This is a genomic window from Chitinophagales bacterium, assembly GCA_020636495.1.
GTDB lineage: Bacteria > Bacteroidota > Bacteroidia > Chitinophagales > Chitinophagaceae > UBA5543.
Map to the genome: position 1 here is coordinate 3,097,634 of JACJXQ010000008.1, position 17,182 is coordinate 3,114,815.

General features: G+C 40.1%; 22 protein-coding genes. 12 read left to right on the forward strand and 10 right to left on the reverse strand.

What is annotated here, in order from left to right:
- Nucleotides 1-36: 36 nt before the first annotated feature.
- Both H6550_13855 and H6550_13860 read right to left on the reverse strand, forming a co-directional pair.
- Entirely contained in the window at nucleotides 37-450 is a 414-nt protein-coding gene (locus H6550_13855; protein ID MCB9047213.1) for a hypothetical protein, read from the reverse strand.
- A 100-nt stretch (nucleotides 451-550) separates the two neighbouring features.
- Entirely contained in the window at nucleotides 551-1,213 is a 663-nt protein-coding gene (locus H6550_13860; GenBank protein ID MCB9047214.1) for a J domain-containing protein, read from the reverse strand.
- 281 nt (nucleotides 1,214-1,494) lie between these two features.
- On the opposite strand from H6550_13860, the gene H6550_13865 reads away from it, so the two are divergent.
- The gene (locus H6550_13865; GenBank protein MCB9047215.1) at nucleotides 1,495-2,013 is read left to right on the forward strand and encodes a DinB family protein; all 519 of its coding nucleotides are present in this window, start codon (nucleotides 1,495-1,497) and stop codon (nucleotides 2,011-2,013) included.
- On the opposite strand, the gene H6550_13870 is transcribed toward H6550_13865, so the two are convergent.
- Nucleotides 2,008-2,436 (reverse strand): response regulator, encoded by a 429-nt coding sequence (locus tag H6550_13870; protein MCB9047216.1) that lies wholly within the window; start codon nucleotides 2,434-2,436, stop codon nucleotides 2,008-2,010. The genes H6550_13865 and H6550_13870 overlap by 6 nt on opposite strands.
- A 272-nt stretch (nucleotides 2,437-2,708) precedes the next feature.
- On the opposite strand from H6550_13870, the gene H6550_13875 reads away from it, so the two are divergent.
- Nucleotides 2,709-2,990 carry a hypothetical protein gene (locus tag H6550_13875; protein MCB9047217.1) on the forward strand — a complete coding sequence of 94 codons (282 nt, stop codon included), beginning with the start codon at nucleotides 2,709-2,711 and terminating at the stop codon, nucleotides 2,988-2,990.
- Nucleotides 2,991-3,005: 15 nt separating this feature from the next.
- Here H6550_13875 and H6550_13880 read toward each other — a convergent pair whose 3' ends face one another.
- A complete protein-coding gene (locus H6550_13880) occupies nucleotides 3,006-3,290 on the reverse strand; it encodes a hypothetical protein (protein MCB9047218.1) in 285 nt (94 codons plus the stop codon).
- A gap of 212 nt (nucleotides 3,291-3,502) precedes the next feature.
- Here H6550_13880 and H6550_13885 point away from each other — a divergent pair, with 212 nt between their 5' ends.
- The 4 genes from H6550_13885 to H6550_13900 all read left to right on the forward strand — a co-directional run bounded on the left by H6550_13885 (nucleotide 3,503) and on the right by H6550_13900 (nucleotide 9,312).
- The gene (locus H6550_13885; GenBank protein MCB9047219.1) at nucleotides 3,503-5,011 is read left to right on the forward strand and encodes a T9SS type A sorting domain-containing protein; all 1,509 of its coding nucleotides are present in this window, start codon (nucleotides 3,503-3,505) and stop codon (nucleotides 5,009-5,011) included.
- A gap of 131 nt (nucleotides 5,012-5,142) precedes the next feature.
- On the forward strand, nucleotides 5,143-6,918 hold the full coding sequence (locus tag H6550_13890) for a T9SS type A sorting domain-containing protein (GenBank protein MCB9047220.1): 1,776 nt from the start codon (nucleotides 5,143-5,145) through the stop codon (nucleotides 6,916-6,918).
- A gap of 83 nt (nucleotides 6,919-7,001) precedes the next feature.
- Nucleotides 7,002-8,798, forward strand: a complete 1,797-nt coding sequence (locus tag H6550_13895; protein MCB9047221.1) for a T9SS type A sorting domain-containing protein — start codon at nucleotides 7,002-7,004, stop codon at nucleotides 8,796-8,798.
- Nucleotides 8,799-8,892: 94 nt separating this feature from the next.
- Nucleotides 8,893-9,312 carry a hypothetical protein gene (locus H6550_13900; GenBank protein MCB9047222.1) on the forward strand — a complete coding sequence of 140 codons (420 nt, stop codon included), beginning with the start codon at nucleotides 8,893-8,895 and terminating at the stop codon, nucleotides 9,310-9,312.
- Between the two features lie 4 nt (nucleotides 9,313-9,316).
- On the opposite strand, the gene H6550_13905 is transcribed toward H6550_13900, so the two are convergent.
- Nucleotides 9,317-9,736, reverse strand: coding sequence for a hypothetical protein (locus tag H6550_13905; GenBank protein ID MCB9047223.1), 420 nt, complete (start codon nucleotides 9,734-9,736; stop codon nucleotides 9,317-9,319).
- Nucleotides 9,737-9,943: 207 nt separating this feature from the next.
- On the opposite strand from H6550_13905, the gene H6550_13910 reads away from it, so the two are divergent.
- Together H6550_13910 and H6550_13915 are read left to right on the forward strand one after the other, a co-directional pair.
- Nucleotides 9,944-10,366, forward strand: a complete 423-nt coding sequence (locus tag H6550_13910) for a hypothetical protein (GenBank protein MCB9047224.1) — start codon at nucleotides 9,944-9,946, stop codon at nucleotides 10,364-10,366.
- Nucleotides 10,367-10,389: 23 nt separating this feature from the next.
- The gene (locus tag H6550_13915; protein MCB9047225.1) at nucleotides 10,390-10,776 is read left to right on the forward strand and encodes a hypothetical protein; all 387 of its coding nucleotides are present in this window, start codon (nucleotides 10,390-10,392) and stop codon (nucleotides 10,774-10,776) included.
- 139 nt (nucleotides 10,777-10,915) lie between these two features.
- Here the strand turns inward: H6550_13915 and H6550_13920 are convergent, their stop codons facing one another.
- From H6550_13920 to H6550_13935, 4 genes are all read right to left on the reverse strand, one after another.
- Nucleotides 10,916-11,275: a hypothetical protein gene (locus H6550_13920; GenBank protein MCB9047226.1), complete on the reverse strand. Its 360-nt coding sequence runs from the start codon at nucleotides 11,273-11,275 to the stop codon at nucleotides 10,916-10,918.
- Nucleotides 11,276-11,324: 49 nt separating this feature from the next.
- Complete coding sequence (locus H6550_13925) at nucleotides 11,325-11,594, reverse strand: hypothetical protein (protein MCB9047227.1); 270 nt, start codon at nucleotides 11,592-11,594, stop codon at nucleotides 11,325-11,327.
- Nucleotides 11,595-11,690: 96 nt separating this feature from the next.
- On the reverse strand, nucleotides 11,691-12,104 hold the full coding sequence (locus tag H6550_13930) for a hypothetical protein (protein MCB9047228.1): 414 nt from the start codon (nucleotides 12,102-12,104) through the stop codon (nucleotides 11,691-11,693).
- Between the two features lie 19 nt (nucleotides 12,105-12,123).
- Entirely contained in the window at nucleotides 12,124-12,546 is a 423-nt protein-coding gene (locus H6550_13935) for a hypothetical protein (protein MCB9047229.1), read from the reverse strand.
- Nucleotides 12,547-12,760: 214 nt separating this feature from the next.
- Here H6550_13935 and H6550_13940 point away from each other — a divergent pair, with 214 nt between their 5' ends.
- The 4 genes from H6550_13940 to H6550_13955 all read left to right on the forward strand — a co-directional run bounded on the left by H6550_13940 (nucleotide 12,761) and on the right by H6550_13955 (nucleotide 15,961).
- Nucleotides 12,761-13,492: a LexA family transcriptional regulator gene (locus H6550_13940; protein MCB9047230.1), complete on the forward strand. Its 732-nt coding sequence runs from the start codon at nucleotides 12,761-12,763 to the stop codon at nucleotides 13,490-13,492.
- 131 nt (nucleotides 13,493-13,623) lie between these two features.
- Entirely contained in the window at nucleotides 13,624-15,048 is a 1,425-nt protein-coding gene (locus tag H6550_13945) for a T9SS type A sorting domain-containing protein (protein ID MCB9047231.1), read from the forward strand.
- Nucleotides 15,049-15,110: 62 nt separating this feature from the next.
- Nucleotides 15,111-15,326 carry a hypothetical protein gene (locus tag H6550_13950; GenBank protein ID MCB9047232.1) on the forward strand — a complete coding sequence of 72 codons (216 nt, stop codon included), beginning with the start codon at nucleotides 15,111-15,113 and terminating at the stop codon, nucleotides 15,324-15,326.
- 26 nt (nucleotides 15,327-15,352) lie between these two features.
- Nucleotides 15,353-15,961 (forward strand): hypothetical protein, encoded by a 609-nt coding sequence (locus H6550_13955; GenBank protein ID MCB9047233.1) that lies wholly within the window; start codon nucleotides 15,353-15,355, stop codon nucleotides 15,959-15,961.
- 51 nt (nucleotides 15,962-16,012) lie between these two features.
- Here the strand turns inward: H6550_13955 and H6550_13960 are convergent, their stop codons facing one another.
- Nucleotides 16,013-17,176, reverse strand: a complete 1,164-nt coding sequence (locus tag H6550_13960) for an efflux RND transporter periplasmic adaptor subunit (protein ID MCB9047234.1) — start codon at nucleotides 17,174-17,176, stop codon at nucleotides 16,013-16,015.
- Nucleotides 17,177-17,182: the final 6 nt, after the last annotated feature.

The following is a 17,182-nucleotide window of genomic DNA, read 5'->3' on the forward strand; positions in this document are numbered from 1 at the left end:
TGGTATTTATTATTTTGTTTTTTGTCAATTATCCTGTCACATCATCCATTCCAGCTCCTCTGCCCTTTGAAGTTCTTTCAACATCTTTCGTGAATCGTCAATTTCGTCTTCCATCGGCTCTACAAATATTACACGCAGGCCTTCCGCTGTAACTATATATGTGGGGGTTTCCCGTTCTCCATTTATTATCAGCCTCAGCATATCCATCTTATCCTGTACTGTCAGTGGTTGCGGCACTGGAATATCTGTATGCTTTACTATCTGCCTGAACATGTATAAAACACCCGCATCTATATGCCTGGTCACTTCCGGGTTTTGCATCATATACCTGATAGCAGCATCCTCAAATCCCTTTTCCAATTTAGGAAAAGCAGACCGCACAGCCCACAGCTTATTGCCATGCAGTATCATGCGTCTTACAAATTCGGCCTCGGTAGACGAAAGTGCCATTTTTCTCTCTTTTTATCCTCTTAAACCAGTACTACCCTCTTCATAGTACTAATGCAAATATACACAAATTTAAATAACAAACAAACAAATTTTTGTTGTATTATTTTTTAACCCAAAAATACATACACAACACGATAAACAATGTAGCCAAGCCAATGACATACGGGATACGTTGCTCCCAAAGCATTTGTTTTCGCCTGCTATTAAGTATATCTTGTATGGTTTTATTTAGCTTAGTATCCTCTTCCGATAAAATCTGTAATCTATCCGCTACCTCCTTCAAACAATCGTATTTCAATTTCTTTACTGACTGTAATGTTACACTCACAATTCCCTCATTTACAGAAGTACCCCCCGACCTGAGTAAGATTGTCATATGCTTGTCGTTCAATAATTGTAACACGTAATCTTTTATTCCTTCGTGGCTCATGCCATATACATCAATTCTGGCCATGTGGCTATTCAGCTTTATAGCCTCTTTTAGTATCCACTCCGGTGTGGCTTGTTCTTTTTTTTCCGATCGGCTGGTCATACCTGCCAGCCAACGCTCCTCATCGTACTTTGCTCTCCTCTGTACGTGCCCCAATACACTATATGCTTCCTGTACCTCCCTGAAATAATTTTCTAAAAACGAATCACCATCATTAGTATCCGGATGATACTTCATAGCCATTTTACGATATGCCTTTTTCACCTCTTCCGTACTCGCAGAAGAATTGATATCCAGTATTTTATAATAATCCTTTATCTGAACAACAGACATAAGACAAAGATAAGGTTATGTATTACTATCATACACGCTTAAGCACTGATTAACCGATTTATATAACAAACGGGGCGGTTCGCTATACAACGAACCGCCCCTTCACACACTCACTATACACTACTCTGCTTCTGCTTTACTTTTATGATATCGTAGCTTTAACCTGCGTATTCATTTTTCGCAACTGCTACTGACTAAATAACGGAATGGGGGGAAAAAAGTTGTACTGCAAAGCACAATAAAATGTTAAGGATATGGATATAAATATTAAATTTACATCTATGATCAGCCAAATAAAATGGACTGATATGTCCTTCGCTTTTGACATACCCCCGGGCAAATATCCTGCCCTAATAGAAAGGCTGTCAGGCACTCCAGCCCGGCTTGAGGAAAAAGTACAGGATATGCCTTTCCTTATCCTGACGCAACCGTTTGAAAACGGCTGGAGCATTCAACAACATATTGGCCACCTTGCAGACCTGGAGGAGTTATTAATGCAAAGACTTGATGACTTTGAGGCGAGTAAAGATACACTCACCACTGCTGATATGACCAATAGAAAAACAGAGGAGGCAGAACACAACCTAAAAGACATTAACTCCCTTCTGAAAACCTTTAGAACCGCTCGTCATGTCACCATGCAAAGACTACTTAGGTATGACGAAGAAATGACAGAACGCGTCTCTATCCACCCAAGGCTGGAGCAAACTATGTACATTACCGACCTTGTTCATTTTTTTGCAGAACATGACGATCACCACCTGGCTATGATCAGTAAAATTCAAAGGGAACTGCTATAATCCTTTATACACAATAAACTCCTTCACAACATCTAAAACCTTTCTGGCAGTAAATGGTTTGGTAATATATCTATCAGCAGCTTTATCTTGCGTCAATTTTTCATAGCTTCTGTCACTTTCAGGCACTAACATAATAAACGGTATCTGTTTGGTTGTAGCATTGCCTCTTATTTGTTTTAACAGATCATATCCATCCATATCCGGCAGACCATTCTCACAAATGATCAACCCCACACTATTATCTTTTAGTGCTTTTGTTGCGCCTTCACCAGTTTGTACATGTTGGACAGGCACATTTACAATACCTAATATTGCCCTTATCATATTGGCAATACCGGTATCTCTTTCCACGATCAGTACGATCTTGTCCTTTGTATCCATAGCTTTAAGAAGCCGGGCTTTATGGTATCTCTTTGCCGGCATCTGCTCTAGTTTATTGCCGGCATTCTCTAAATATGTATCAGGAGCAAGTAACAAATATCCTTATACTTAGGGGTAAGATGTATATGCCAATAACATCCCGGTAACTATATATTAACCACCCGATAACAAATGCAATATATCTGGCATAAAAAGAGGCTTCTGATCAAAATTCTTATCAGCCGTACAACATCAATATATATATTGTCGCCTCATTTACAATAACTTGCCATTAACACACATATTTGCTACGAAAACGTATTTTTATGACCTAAATGGCGAAATACCAGGTAGCCATTTTTCCCTGTTTTGATGAAAAAGTAAAACACACAATGAATAAGGGTACTACTATTTGCGCTTCAGCATTGTTATTGGTTATTCTATCGTCTTCCTGCAAAAGGAAGCACGAGTGCTTTTGCACGATAGTAGGCCAGGGCACCAATACCACACTGACACGGGAATTCGTAGGCTACTCAAAAAGTGAGGCCCTGAAGCTTTGTAAAGCAGAAGAGTTTGGTTCCAGCGCTTCTATTGAGATAAAATGTACATTGAGGTAATACCCAAAATCACACTTATTCATTAATAGAAAACTTCTCGACATTTCCGTCAGGTTTTGCTCCGATGTCTATTTTACTGGCCAGTGCTTGTTGTACAAACAAATCATAATCTTTGTCAGCTAATGTCTGGCTCAACATGACCATGTCAAAACTTACAGGTATACTAAAGCCTTTATGCAAAGTGTACATAAACCGGTTACGATGCGCTAATGGCACGGCTGGCAATATATGTTTCCACTTTACAGCTTCCTCTCCGGCTAATTCAATTATAGTCTCTTGAAATCGCTCGTAATGTAACATAAAAAAAATGCAAATGTTAAACTACGACTCCACATACATGAAGGTTGTTAATGAGTTGTTAACGAGATGTTAGCGACAAAAAACAGATACAGGAAACTGCAAATATTACATTACTCATAAATGTAGATTTTAGCACTATATAATTGGCTATCCAGGGTCATTAAGGCACAATTTCTTATCTTTATATGTTTACGATACAGAAAAAACAACTAATGAAATATAAATTAACAATACTTGCAATATATTCGACTTTTCTCGCTTCTGCTCAAATGCAACCTGGTTTCAAAGATTTTGATGTTGCGCAAGGGCTATCCAGTTCTACACCATTATATCTTAATAGCCTGAACGGCACTCTTTATTTTTATGCTGCCAACGGCAGCAATGGTAGGGAGCCTTATTTTGTACAGGGTGCCGGCAAACCTGTAATGATCGATGATGTGAATAGTGGCATAAAAAATGCGATCAGCACAAATTACATGAACCCTTCAGCTTATATGAATGGCAAATACTATTTTACTGCTGATAATGGCTCAACAGGTGAAGAAATGTATGTCTACGACGGTAATAATTCTCCCAAAGTTGTTTTTGACCCTGACTTTGGGCCAGACAGTTCGCAACCCGACAACTATGTTGTATTTAATGGCAACCTCTATTATACTGCCACTACCTCAGCCAATGGTTCGGAACTTTATGTATATGATGGTACTAATACACCAACAAGGATAACGGATATTAATTCAGGCCCTGACAGTAGCGTCTATGGTCCTGTTATTGCTTATTCAAACAAGATCATATTTGTGGCAAATACTGCCGCTAATGGGTCCGAATTATGGGAATATAATCCCACTACATCACAGACCTCAATTATTGCTGATATTGATACCGGCAAAACCTCTTCAAACCCCGCAAATTTTCAAGTGCTGAATAACAAACTATACTTCAGTGCCACAACAGTTCAGTATGGCAGAGAGTTGTATATGTATGATGGAAGTAATATGCCTCAAAGACTTACAGATATTAATACCTCAGCCTTCAGTAGCCTCAGTGTCGTTTCTCGTAATGCTTTCGCCTTTTTCAACAACCTTATATACTTTGGTGCAAGGGATACAAGTGGAGAAAGCCATATATGGTCATACGACCCTTCAAACAGCAATGTAAAACTTGCACATAAGATAAACCCTAACGGTGATGCTAACCCCCGTGAATTTGTTGTGTATAATAATCGCCTATTTTTCACAGTAAATGATGGTGCAAACGGATATGAGCTGTATGCATACGACGGCACAAACACGCCTGCTATTATCGGAGATCTGTGTCCGGGGCCAAACAGCAGCCTGCCAACAGGACTGACACCGATTGGTGATGAGCTTTATTTTTCGGCCAATAACTGCGACAATAGCGGTGTAGACCTCTTCTCATACAACTACAAAAGGGTAGGCATAAGGAATGTACTTTTTGATGCTGATGTGAACATATATCCAAACCCCGTTGTTAAAAACCTGAATATTGATATGGAGCTCAAAAGAGATGAGCAACTCCGGTTACGTGTGACTGATGTGAATGGTAAAAACATTTATGACACCGGTTTGTTGTCCTACAAAGCGGGCAAAAACAAAACTGATATTCCGATGCGTAATTTACCACCGGGTGATTACATCTATTTTATAAGCAATCAGCAAGGCACAACCTATCTCACAGGTAAAATAGTTAAACGAGAATAGCTGCATGTATTTGCTTATTCAATATTGAATTTTACTAGTATAACAATTCGACCAATACGATAACGAAAAGCACTTAACACAAAATCTATATCTTTATTAGTATATAAAATCAACAAAAATATCTCAAGCTCATGAACCACATGTTTACACTTCTGCGATCCGGACTCTTACTTTGTGCATTTGTACTTGCACAAAAGTATGCAACCGCGGTAACTTATACAGCTATTGCCAATGGGAATTATAACAGTGCTGCTACATGGCAGGGAGGTATTGCACCTTCTTACGGGCTTGTCAATGATGCGATAGTAATACCCCCTGGTATCAAAGTAACAGCAGGTGCAAATATTTCTATTACAGGCGTTACTGGAAGTATTACTATCAATGGCGACCTGGTTGCGACAAACTATGCACTGCATGTTTCTGACGCAGCCATGCTGGGTAACGGCTCTATAATTGTGGATAGTTTTTCAGGATCATTTCCCGGACAATTTGACTTTAATGGCACTATGAGTACTAACAAACTTGAAATTGATTTTATGATGATAATGGGCAATCCTACTATTGATGTGGCCCAGGTGTTCTATGTATCCAAAAGCCTGAATCTGAACAATGGGAAGATAAACCTGACAAACGGTACGGTAATGAAAATAAGTGGCATACAGGGCAATACTGTACCTGCTTATTTAACCGTTGGTGGTGCAGGTGTATTGGGTCTGTTAGCCCCTTACAGTGTTGAATATGTTGGCGGCAGTATTGAATCAGGAGTCGAATTGAACGGACCTGGCTTAAAAAATGTCACAGTTGATGTTGGTACCGGCGAAGAAGTAAAGCTAATGGGGAATGCCAAACTACAGGGTGGCACTCTTAAACTTACTTCAGGAACATTCAATCTTAATAATCATAACCTGGAATTCAGCGCATCCGGGGACCTTGACCCTTCAGGATCCGGTGAAATAAAAGGAGGTTCCAGCTCTGATATAACAGTTAGCTCCGGTTCTGCTATCACCGGTGAACTGAAATTCACTACCGGGTCAAACCTGGTACGAAAGTTCATTATTAATACAAATGGTTCAGTCAAGCTAGGTAGCGATCTCCGAATTACTACCATGGTCGACTTTCAATCAGGAAAGATCGACGTGCAAAATCACAAACTCTCATTAATTACGGGCGCTACTATAAACGGTGCTGGCAGTGGAAGTTATGTCATTACAGGTAACGGGGGTAAACTGGCAGATGATGTTGGTTCTGGTGACACAGTAACTTATCATGTCGGTACCCAAACAACATATGCTCCATGTATAATTACATCAAGAAGCAATACCGTATACAACGGATTAACAGTAGGAGTAAATGATGGCGTAAAGAATACCGGCTCTACCGGTAACATCATTTCAAATGTTCAGCCATTAGTAAATGCCACATGGTTTTTAGAGAACGGAACAGCTACAACCATAGATGTAGATGTTGAATTAATGTGGAACGCCGGTATGGAAGTTAATTCTTTTGACAGAACAAAGTCATACATAACTCAACTGACTGGTGCTATGTGGGATAAACAGGCAGGCAAAGCAGCCACGACAAGCGGAAACATGTATGCTATGAAAAGAGAAAACGTCCACTCATTTACACCAATGGCCGTTTTCGACAATACCACAGTGTATGTAAATAACATAACAGGTAATAATTCTGTGCAACTATACCCTAATCCTGCAAGCAATATTTTGTTTGTAAGGTCAAACTCTGCTGCTGATATTGCCATATATAACACTTCAGGCAGATTAATGCTATCTCAAAAATTAGATCATTCTAATAATGGCATTGACATTACAGCTTTACCACAGGGCATTTATTACCTGCGCATTATTGGCCAAGAACTTAATGCAACCGGTAAATTCCTCAAAAATTAAAAAACTCTTTATAAAGGGAATAAAGCCAGTATTTATAACAATAATTTACTATATTTATTTTCTTATCTAAAATGTGAACGATTATGAAACTGATCTCTACAAAAATATTATCCTGTGCTGCAGTACTTTGCCTGGCTTCCACGTCAGCCAATGCGTTACAATACACTGCAACAGCGTCCGGTAATTTCAGCAGCACCAGCGTATGGTTAGGTGGAGTTGTACCCCCCAACCCATTATTAGGTGCAAACGACATTATTATCAATTCAGGTGTAACAATAACACTTGATCGCGACCTGACGCTAAGTAATACTAACTCGTTACTTCAGATGAAAGGTACGGCAAAGATCATCTCTACATCAAAGAATTACCTTTCAGTAAAGAACGGCTTCTTTTTAGGTGATCTGGGTTGCTCTATAGATGTAGATAGTGTATTCGTTGATTCGAATCCACAAATACAGTTTTATGGAAGTATTACTGCAAACACACTTGCCTTGTCCGGTGCTCCATTTTCATTGAATGTCACCTTAAACGTTAACAAAACGTTGCGCCTTACAGGCACTATGGCTTCACAGTTAACTTTGGGAACAATGACATTGTCAACTGGCACACCACGTCCGGTTATTGTTTTCGATGGTGGAGAACTCACTGTAGGCAGCAGTGCGACATTTAATCTCACCAATCCATACAATGTGCGTTATGAGAACACCGGTAAGCAGATAGGCACAGGATGGGAACTGTTGGGAGCTGGTTGTACAGACCTGGACGTTGCCGTAGGCAGTAGCAACAGCACCAGCCTTTACGCCGATCTTAACGTGAAAGGTGCTCTGAAACTTACATCCGGTACCTTGACTATGAATTCATTCAATATCAACCTGGGGGCGAATGGAACAATTGACGCTGCTGGCGGCTCGGGTACAATTTCAAGCAACGGTGGATCTGATATTAAGATATCATCCACGGCAGGAACGATAGGCTCTATACGCTTTGATGCACTCAACAATATCATCGATAACTTTACAATGAATACGGGAGCCGGTGGCGGAATTATCGAATTACTGACAGACATGTCTGTAGCCACAAAACTGGACCTTCAGGATGGCAAAATAAATGTTAAAGGAAATAACCTGATCATCTCGCCAACCGCAACAATTTCAGGCGGATCTTCTAACAGCTATATCATTACAGAACAAGGCGGTGCCTTAAGGCAGGATATAGCAGGTAATGCAATTGCTAACTATCCAGTCGGCCATATGAATGCCTACACACCTATTTCTATCGAAAGTAAGAATGGTACTCAATACACCGAAATGGGCGTTAATGTATCACAAGGCGTAAAAGCACACGCCACCATGGGCGCTGACCTGGCTGCTTCGCAGCCTGTTGTAGACGCAACATGGATTATCACACAACAATCTACTACAAACCTGGACTATGCAATTGAGTTGAAATGGCAGGCAGGTTCTGAAGTAAACAGTTTTGACCGTGGCAATTCATTTGTAACGATGTATAATACCGATGACTGGGAAAAAACTACACCTACTGCAGCATCTACCACAGGCAGTATGTACAGCCAGAAGAAAGATGGAATAACATCATTAGGTAGTTTTGCTGTTTTTGATCAGAACACTGTTAATGTAAAAGATTTTATTTCCGGCAACATTGTTAATCTTTACCCTAATCCTGCAAAAAACAGCCTTCGGTTAGACTTGCAAACCGAAACAACTGCTACAATATATAATTTATCAGGACAGGCTGTAAACACCAGCTTGCTGAACAATGCTAGCAATATCATAGACATCACTGATTTACCTTCAGGTATGTATATTATACATCTGGCCAGCGAAAACGTAAATGGAACGGGAAGATTTGTAAAACAATAGTTTCATACTATTATGCCAATTTTAAAAGCGCCCATTGAGGCGCTTTTAAAATTGAAAAATCATTAAATTAGCTTTAATAAAACCGACACTCTGAATGAAACACTTTGGATATACATCATTCACCCTTACTAGCGTTTTTATACTAGGGGTTATCTCCATACGTTTCTTTGTACCCGAATTAGATTATCTCAATTTCCCGCTTACACTCTCAGCGATGATTGTAGCCTGGCAAACGTTCAATATGCCACTTATAAAGATCAATACCGAGCGCATAAGTATATTTACACTAAACCCTTTTAGCAGAAACATAAATGTGCATTTTGCAGATGTCAGCAAGATCATTGTAGATCTGGACCATACTATGCGTGTTGTCTTTCAGATGAAAGACGGAACATACCGATCCATTAACACATCTAGATATAGTTACGACATGAAACCGTTTTATTATGAGTTAACTAAATCAGGTGTAGATATTGTTTCAGAAGGTGCTGACACTATTGATTGGGTAAGATAACGGATCATATACCCATGCTCCTCACTTCATCACGTAGATTTTTCAGCCAATACATATCAAACTTGTTATTCCCTTTACTGAATTTCCCTTTTGGTTGACCTACGGCGTAGGCTATTGGCAGGGGGATAGTTTTGCTTCCGGATACTTTTTTTTCAAAGAACGACATTGTATTTTCCAGATCATACTGTGCCGGAGATTCAACCGTAAGGTCTATATGCATAAACCATGCTGCAAACTGTCTACGATATTCTCGCTCAGCCTCGATGACTCTTCCGGTAAGTGAAAGCCACCGATTGAATACTGTCATCCAATCAGAAAGTTGTTGCTTATTGAGTCTTCCCGTAGTTATATACGGGAAGACAAATTTTTGGTTGTCAGCCAAAGCCCTGTCTCGTAGTATTTCATTTCTCCTTTCTTGTTCCATAACTTACATTTTATTTTTTGTACAGACTGGCACCATATATTAAGACGGTATTTTGTTGTGTTTTGTTGCGAAAAAAGCGTTAATGTGTTTCATCTATTGTCAAATGATTATCATAAACAACCTTTTCACCAATTTCAATTAAATAATAATTCCTGTTCGTCAAGTTTGGTATCGTTTTTGTTTTGTACTTAACAAAGAGATTTTGTTATGAGTATGATGAGTATGGCGATAGGGGTTTTGTTTTATGTGGTTTTGGCTTTTGTATTTATCGTCAGTTTTACATCCATCTGCTACGAGCTCTCACCTTATAGCCGGCGAGACGCAACAGTCTCATTGCCTGAGTGGGAGCGCAAAACTCTTTATAGTATAGCCGGTTATCCCCCTCTTTCTATCCTGCTGCTGATTATTATGGCATTTATGTTGCCGGGATGGAAGGACGCGTCAACGCTTCACCTATTGGTATGGTTTTGTACCGGACATGTGCTGATAAGCGTACTAGGAGCTGCCGGAGCCTGGTACCTGCGAAGGCGCAATTCGAAGAACACCTTGTATTTTGTCACCGACCTTCTGGCAGGATGTATCTATGCCGGCTGCCTGATAGGGTTGTTCTTCTTTGTATATAAACAATAAGGCTTATTTTTACCCTAAAAGTCATGGGTAAGCTTATTCTCATTGTCATATTCGCCAGCATTATTACTGCGGGCTTATACAACTTGGTGAACCGGTTATCGCCGTTCAAAGCTATGAAAGGAGAACCTACTCCGGCACAAAAGCTACTCTACTATTTCATCGTATTATATGTGCCTGTACAACTCTTCATCCTGCTTATTGCCGGTAAATACATGCCCATTGCCAACCTGAAAGACCATACTATAATAACGACCATCTTTTCCCTGGGCCATGCCCTTCTATCTATAATGGGTATGGTGGTCAGCAAATACTTCTATGCACGTAATAAAGCAGCTCTTTTTCTGTTAGTGTTGAACGCATCAACTGCCATATTTTATTTTATGGCCACTTTCATTTTTATCACACATTAGCGATGGCATTAAACTACTCGCTGTACTCATAACATGTCAAAGAACTTCACTTAGTTTTTCATGGTGAGGGCATAGGTAGTTTAGCATGTCTTAAATTTTCATGGTGAGGGTACAGGTAACTTTTACTAACCCTTATCTTTCAAGTCCGTTTCTCTTCGAACAGTTTTCCAAGACCTTTATTCTTTCTTATCCGCTCTTTATTATCTCTCAACAATGCCGTCAATTCATCATTATCAGAACAACTGACAATCATGCTCCCCAACTCCTTATCGTTCAGATAAAGTGAGGGCGGGAAAGCAGGCCCCTCTACCTGCTTATGCCCCCAAAAATCAACACTATGAGATGCCCACTCTGCAACGGATACAACTTCTGCATTCCACGACTCGAATAATGGCCGGCAACAAGATTCTTTCAGCGCGGATGACATTTCGCTTTTATCACCGCAAATGATAAATAGCGATATGTTCATACCTTTTGGTGTTTGTTGTTCCTGTTTCATATAGATAGTGTTTCAGTTTACACTCCGCTGTAACTGCAGAGCATATCGGTTATTCTTCTCCTTCCAGTATATGTATCATTTCCCTTTTTGCCCGTTCATTACCTGCGAAAGCACCCAGGTGGAATAGTGCGTAGGTCAACTCATTGATGTTATTTGTCTTTTTCGATATTTCCGCAATTGCTTGCGGATATGTGTCCGTGCTGGTTAAACATTGTCCTATCAGGTCGCATAATTGCTCTTCTCTTGCTGTTTCAATACCCAGTACCGAAGCAAAACTTCCGTTAGTAGTATCGTCAGCGATTATTAATTCCGTTTTCATAATTATAGTTCCCGGGTACGGGTGTTAAGTTTTGTGTTGTCTGCCATGCAGGTTTGCGATAGGGCCCAGTGTGTTTTCATAGTTTGTTTAGGATATTTACGCGCTCATTTTCAGGCCGGTCAGCTGGCTGCGCCCCTCATTGAGACGTAAAAATGTTATAGGGGCTGATTGCACCAGTTGAATACGGTAGAAAGCATTACCTTCAAGCAATCGCGCATCATATCCTGTAGCGCGCAATTGTACGATCTTACTCATTGCTGCATAACGGGTCGTGAATATCTGCGGATGACAGTGTTCGTCCATCAACAATTGCATATCATCATACTTGCCAAAAAAAGGGGTATTATTCAGTGCCGCTACCTTCCGGTCCACCTCGCGCTGCAATCTGTCTTTCATTTCAACCGGCTGCGTACTGTTATTGATAAAACGGCGCAGCCACTCAAGAGCATCTGCATTGTAGTAGCTTTCTATCCAGCTACTTACATGGCGGTAAAACATATTCTTTTCCATATCTGAAATATTTAATTGGTTACTTAATCAATTGTTCTGTTACTATATAATCCCTCAGGTCTTTACGCTTCACTTCATATTCTACATTCTCCCAGTAGTCGTCTATGGCCATAATACCTGAGATCAATTCCGGAGTGTGGTCCGTATCTAACCCCTCCATACACCAATCCAATCTGCCCTGTTCACCCAACCACTGCTCAAAGCAAGGCCGACATACTTCTAATTGCTGTGTTTGCCCCATTGGCAAGGCATGCCACAATACTTGTACATACAACACTCTTATTTCAAAATCTTCAATGTTCCAATTTTTTGTTATCTTCGCATTGTGTTTTTTATTTTTTGTTTTGAAACGCCCGCGTGTGTCTACATCGGGCATTTTTTTTGCGTTGCCTGAAAGGCTTACCCCTAAAGGATTTCCGTTCTTTTTCCTTAGCGATTCCATAGCTTAAAAGTTTATTGTTATTCAGTTAATACAGCTCCTGCCTGTTTGTCTTTCCCTTTAAAAGATTTTTCAATCAAGGTTGGCGTTTTGTAATTTTATTTATACATTTGTACAAACAACACTTGAACAAATCATCATTGTTAGACAAATGTACATATTTCGTACAAATGTCCAAAATAATTTTAAAATATTATTAACCATAATACATTAGTCTATGAGTATCCATGAAGGCGAAGCATTGCAGAACGCCGCAAGAATGAGCAAAATGGGGGTACACGGCCTGGCCATATCACTGAACGTACCCAGGAGTACGTTATACTACAACTTTCGTAAAGAGCGGCTGGACGATACAATACGTACACGCGCAGCCAAAGCACTGGGCATTACCACTGAACAATTGTTTGGCGGTGCATACAACAATCCTGCTGATATGTATGAACAGCCGTCGCATACTACAGGCGACGACCTTCGCATGCAGAAGGCATTAGGACTGAATGTACACGAAGGACTAAGCGTAGTTCCTATACGTGCACAGGCAGGATACAGCAAACACTATCTTGAGCCCAGCTTTGTAGAAGAGTTGGAAGTAATGAACGTACCTAATATGCCCTACCGGGGCGACAGATATCGTGTATTTGAAGTTAGCGGCGACAGTATGGAACCAACATTGAAAGAAGGTTTTCATGTAGTGGCAGAAACTGTTGCACCTGACTATTGGAACAGCACAGCACAATTTTATATTTATGTAGTGGTAACAGAAGACCGCATCATGGTAAAACGCCTGTACCGAAAAGATGACAACGAGAACTTTGTTTGCATCAGCGACAACGAAGAGTTTTACCCACAGTTCCTGCTACCTAAACAAGAGATAAAAGAATTATGGCTGGTAAAGCGTAAAATTGACTGGGAGATGCCTCCACCTAAAAGGTTTGAAATAACAGTATAATTACAATTAAGCAATACACATAAAGCGGGCATATGCCCGCTTTGTCATTTAAATGTCAAAGCATCAGATGCAAGCACAAGAAACATTATTAATATTCCGTAACTTACAATTGCCGCCAAACTAATAACTCTATGAATAAGCTAATCACTGGTATTGTAGTCTTGCTATTATCCTCTATAAGTTACGGTCAAGTGCCATGGAAATTGATACGAAAAAACGTTACTTACATCGAAGCAGGCAACGATACGGTATCATCGGGCAGTAACGACTTCTATTACAGCAATAACAGCAACCGTTATGGTTTATTACCAGCCAACCCTTTTTTCAGGTACAACCCTGAAGAAGAGTATCCACACATGTTAATACCCTACCCTGACCCTATGGAATACGATTCCAGTATTATTATCGGTGTATATAGAGGGGATACTACGTTGCCACCAACAAAAAATCACGAACAATATTTTTATCCTAATGGACAGCTGAGCCTTAGAAAAACTTATGCAAAGGATGCATTTGTATCTGGTTGGGGACTGTATTCAATTGATTCGCTCTTCTACAATAATAACCATGACCTTGCCAAAGTTATCAGGTACCAACCGAGATTTTCTACGAGTCAAACCCAAACGTTGAGCATTACGAGTACAATAGAGTATACCTATGACACAAATCGCAACATGGTGCAAAAAAAAAGGTGGAGTGGGACAAGCCAGGACACGTTTTTATACGAAATTAATACTGTTTCTTACAACAACCAGGGACAGATATTAACAGACAGCAGCAGGCAAAAAGTAGTTGTCTATCAAAGTCAATCTACAATAATAGATAAAATAATATGGCCGTACACAATTTTACACTATCAATATAATAATGCTACAGGCAAACTTATAGAACGAATCAAAATAAGTCAATCATATACCGACTCTAACAAGCGCGACACAACAGAAATTGTCAGGTATGCCTACGATAGTAGCGGTAAGAAAATTTCAGACTCTACCTTTTTGCACCAGAAAATACCAAATGATGAATATGTAATCTATGAATCTAATAACTTTCAATACGACAGTGCAGGCTTAATAAGCAACCTCATTTTTTATGAAAACCCGAACCTGAACTCAGACACAATTACCGACTTATACTACAACATAGACTTTTACTACAATAATCTTGGACTACTTTCCGGCACTACCAGGCATACAACCAGTCATATTAGTGGAAACAGTACAGACATCGTCGAGTATGTATATTGCCATGATACTGCAATATGTAGACCAACTCCTTCTACTCCGGGCCCTCCATTGCTTAAGCCTGGAAATACAGTATCCGTGTATCCCAACCCCGCAACAGGTTACATAAATCTGGAAGCCACATTTGACGAAGAAACAAATATTGACCTTACGATCTCAACTCCGGACGGACACATTGTAATGCGTATTGCAGACAAAGATGTCACAATCTATAAAAAACAAATTTCAACCAGCGGGATGCGCCGGGGGCTTTATTTCATTACAGTTAAAACGAAAAATGAAAAAATTGCCCGTCGTATTATGGTACAATAGAACGCAGACTGCTGTTAAAAACAAGTCATTATTGCTATAGATTGTTTACTTATTTTAGCAGAATGAATAAATTATTATATTTAGTTTGCTGCCTGGTACTGTTTACATCCTGTGGCAATGAGACCTATACATGCTCCTGTAAACACGCTGACGGCAAAGAAATTGCCGGTTACAAGATTGAAGCAGCGAAAAAATCTACCGCATCGTTTGAGTGCAAGCAGAAAGGACTTAAATTTTCAGGTGCCGAGTATAAAGATGTAAAATGTGAACTGGAATAACATGCTCAACTCCTACTCAAACAACAATGAAAAAACTCATCTTAATATTATACATACCTGTACTGATATTTACCGCATCGTGCGACAACAATGGCATAAGTAGGAACGGTGACGGGGAAAAAGTATATACCTATTCACCTATAGGTTGGCAAATGGCCATTCCCGAAAACTGGGAAATACTTTCAGAAACTCAACGCGATAAGCTCGCTTATGCAGCACAGAACTATTATGAAGAAGAGTCACTAAGCAATAATAAGGAAGGGGAGAAGAAGATCATACTGGGCGTGCGTAAAAGCAAGGATGATATCAATTCAGTGTATGCCTTTGTGAGGAGCTATAACCGTGAAGAAGATCACCCCAGCCTACACGACCTGCTTACCCAACAATACAGATCATACTCAGCAGACTTTTACAGTGCTGACACATCTCTTACTAAAGAGATCATCGATGGCATCAGTTTCGAAATAGCTGTATTATCGGTACAATACAGAGATAAACCTTATTTTACTTATACCACATACAGCACGATGCTGGATACATTGAACTTTGGTGTCAGCATTGTAAGCAACAATGCAAATGACGAAGATATGCTCATCAACAACTTCAAAAGCTCAATATCAAGCCTGAAAAAGTAATGCCTGCAAATACATCATTTACAGGCATTACAAAATAACATAACCACTGCGCTACTCTTCCTCTATATTCTTCATTTTCGCCAGTAGTGTATATGCTCCTTTTACAACAAACTGGCTGTTCTTATCGTATCCAACAGGTAATGTAATAGCTGTATAGCCATCCTCCGAGCTTCCGGTCTCTACGGCTACCATTTTATAGCGATATATGCTATCCTGTAGGTTGTCATCATTTACCGCGAACAAATAATCCTTACCCTCAAACTTCATCACAGCTTCATCAGGCAAAGCAAATACATCCGAACCGCTTGTCTCTATTTTTGCCGACAGGAACATGCCCGGCAGCAAATGGATATCCTCTTCGTCGAGATGGCAATGTATCCGAACTGTGCGGTCTGTACTGATCTCTTTACCTACTAAGTGTACTGTTCCGGTTCGTTCTTTCACTTCATTGGCCAGGGTAAACCGTACTGGCTGACCAATCTCTACCTTGGCTATATCCTTTTCAAAAACTGTCAACTCCGCATGCAGATGCTCTGTATTTACCAGCCTGAATATTACATGCTGGGGAGTAACATATTGCCCCACATTTACATTTACTTCAGTAACATAACCATTAATAGGCGCGTACACATTGATTACACTTGAGATATTACCCTGTTCAACTTTTACAGGATCAATATTCATCAGCTTCAACTTACTTTGCAGCCCCATATACTTAGCCTGCAATGATTCATAATTCGCTTTCGCCTGCTGCAAAGCTTTTTTAGCATTTACATTTTCTGCAGCCAGTTCCTGCTGACGGGCATACTCTGTTTTGGCGTACTCATACTGACTTTTCGTATCCAGGTAGTCCTGCTGCAACTGTACATAATCCATATGCTCCAGTGTTCCGATGACCTCACCTTTGTGAACATGCGTACCCTGCAACATAGATGTAGTTTTTACAAAACCTCCTACCGGCACCGAAACACTAACCATTTGTTGTGGAGGTACATCCAGCCTGCCATTGGCATATATCACTTCACCAATCCGCCTTGTACTTACCGTACCGGTTTCTATACCAGCTGTATTATACTGATCCTGATTGACGGACACTTCATACTCCTGCACATCCTGTGTTTGCGCAGATGATTCTTTTTGCTTTTGCTTATGACCGCATGCCGCAAATAAGATTGCTACTGCGACAAACGCTATTATACTATTGATAAGTTTCATTGCTAT

Bases quoted from the DNA above. Each gene is read 5' to 3' on its own strand.
- H6550_13855 (MCB9047213.1), bottom strand. From the start codon at position 450: ATGGCACTTTCGTCTACCGAGGCCGAATTTGTAAGACGCATGATACTG.
- H6550_13860 (MCB9047214.1), bottom strand. From the start codon at position 1,213: ATGTCTGTTGTTCAGATAAAGGATTATTATAAAATACTGGATATCAAT.
- H6550_13865 (MCB9047215.1), top strand. From the start codon at position 1,495: ATGATCAGCCAAATAAAATGGACTGATATGTCCTTCGCTTTTGACATA.
- H6550_13870 (MCB9047216.1), bottom strand. From the start codon at position 2,436: ATGCCGGCAAAGAGATACCATAAAGCCCGGCTTCTTAAAGCTATGGAT.
- H6550_13875 (MCB9047217.1), top strand. From the start codon at position 2,709: ATGGCGAAATACCAGGTAGCCATTTTTCCCTGTTTTGATGAAAAAGTA.
- H6550_13880 (MCB9047218.1), bottom strand. From the start codon at position 3,290: ATGTTACATTACGAGCGATTTCAAGAGACTATAATTGAATTAGCCGGA.
- H6550_13885 (MCB9047219.1), top strand. From the start codon at position 3,503: ATGAAATATAAATTAACAATACTTGCAATATATTCGACTTTTCTCGCT.
- H6550_13890 (MCB9047220.1), top strand. From the start codon at position 5,143: ATGAACCACATGTTTACACTTCTGCGATCCGGACTCTTACTTTGTGCA.
- H6550_13895 (MCB9047221.1), top strand. From the start codon at position 7,002: ATGAAACTGATCTCTACAAAAATATTATCCTGTGCTGCAGTACTTTGC.
- H6550_13900 (MCB9047222.1), top strand. From the start codon at position 8,893: ATGAAACACTTTGGATATACATCATTCACCCTTACTAGCGTTTTTATA.
- H6550_13905 (MCB9047223.1), bottom strand. From the start codon at position 9,736: ATGGAACAAGAAAGGAGAAATGAAATACTACGAGACAGGGCTTTGGCT.
- H6550_13910 (MCB9047224.1), top strand. From the start codon at position 9,944: ATGAGTATGATGAGTATGGCGATAGGGGTTTTGTTTTATGTGGTTTTG.
- H6550_13915 (MCB9047225.1), top strand. From the start codon at position 10,390: ATGGGTAAGCTTATTCTCATTGTCATATTCGCCAGCATTATTACTGCG.
- H6550_13920 (MCB9047226.1), bottom strand. From the start codon at position 11,275: ATGAAACAGGAACAACAAACACCAAAAGGTATGAACATATCGCTATTT.
- H6550_13925 (MCB9047227.1), bottom strand. From the start codon at position 11,594: ATGAAAACGGAATTAATAATCGCTGACGATACTACTAACGGAAGTTTT.
- H6550_13930 (MCB9047228.1), bottom strand. From the start codon at position 12,104: ATGGAAAAGAATATGTTTTACCGCCATGTAAGTAGCTGGATAGAAAGC.
- H6550_13935 (MCB9047229.1), bottom strand. From the start codon at position 12,546: ATGGAATCGCTAAGGAAAAAGAACGGAAATCCTTTAGGGGTAAGCCTT.
- H6550_13940 (MCB9047230.1), top strand. From the start codon at position 12,761: ATGAGTATCCATGAAGGCGAAGCATTGCAGAACGCCGCAAGAATGAGC.
- H6550_13945 (MCB9047231.1), top strand. From the start codon at position 13,624: ATGAATAAGCTAATCACTGGTATTGTAGTCTTGCTATTATCCTCTATA.
- H6550_13950 (MCB9047232.1), top strand. From the start codon at position 15,111: ATGAATAAATTATTATATTTAGTTTGCTGCCTGGTACTGTTTACATCC.
- H6550_13955 (MCB9047233.1), top strand. From the start codon at position 15,353: ATGAAAAAACTCATCTTAATATTATACATACCTGTACTGATATTTACC.
- H6550_13960 (MCB9047234.1), bottom strand. From the start codon at position 17,176: ATGAAACTTATCAATAGTATAATAGCGTTTGTCGCAGTAGCAATCTTA.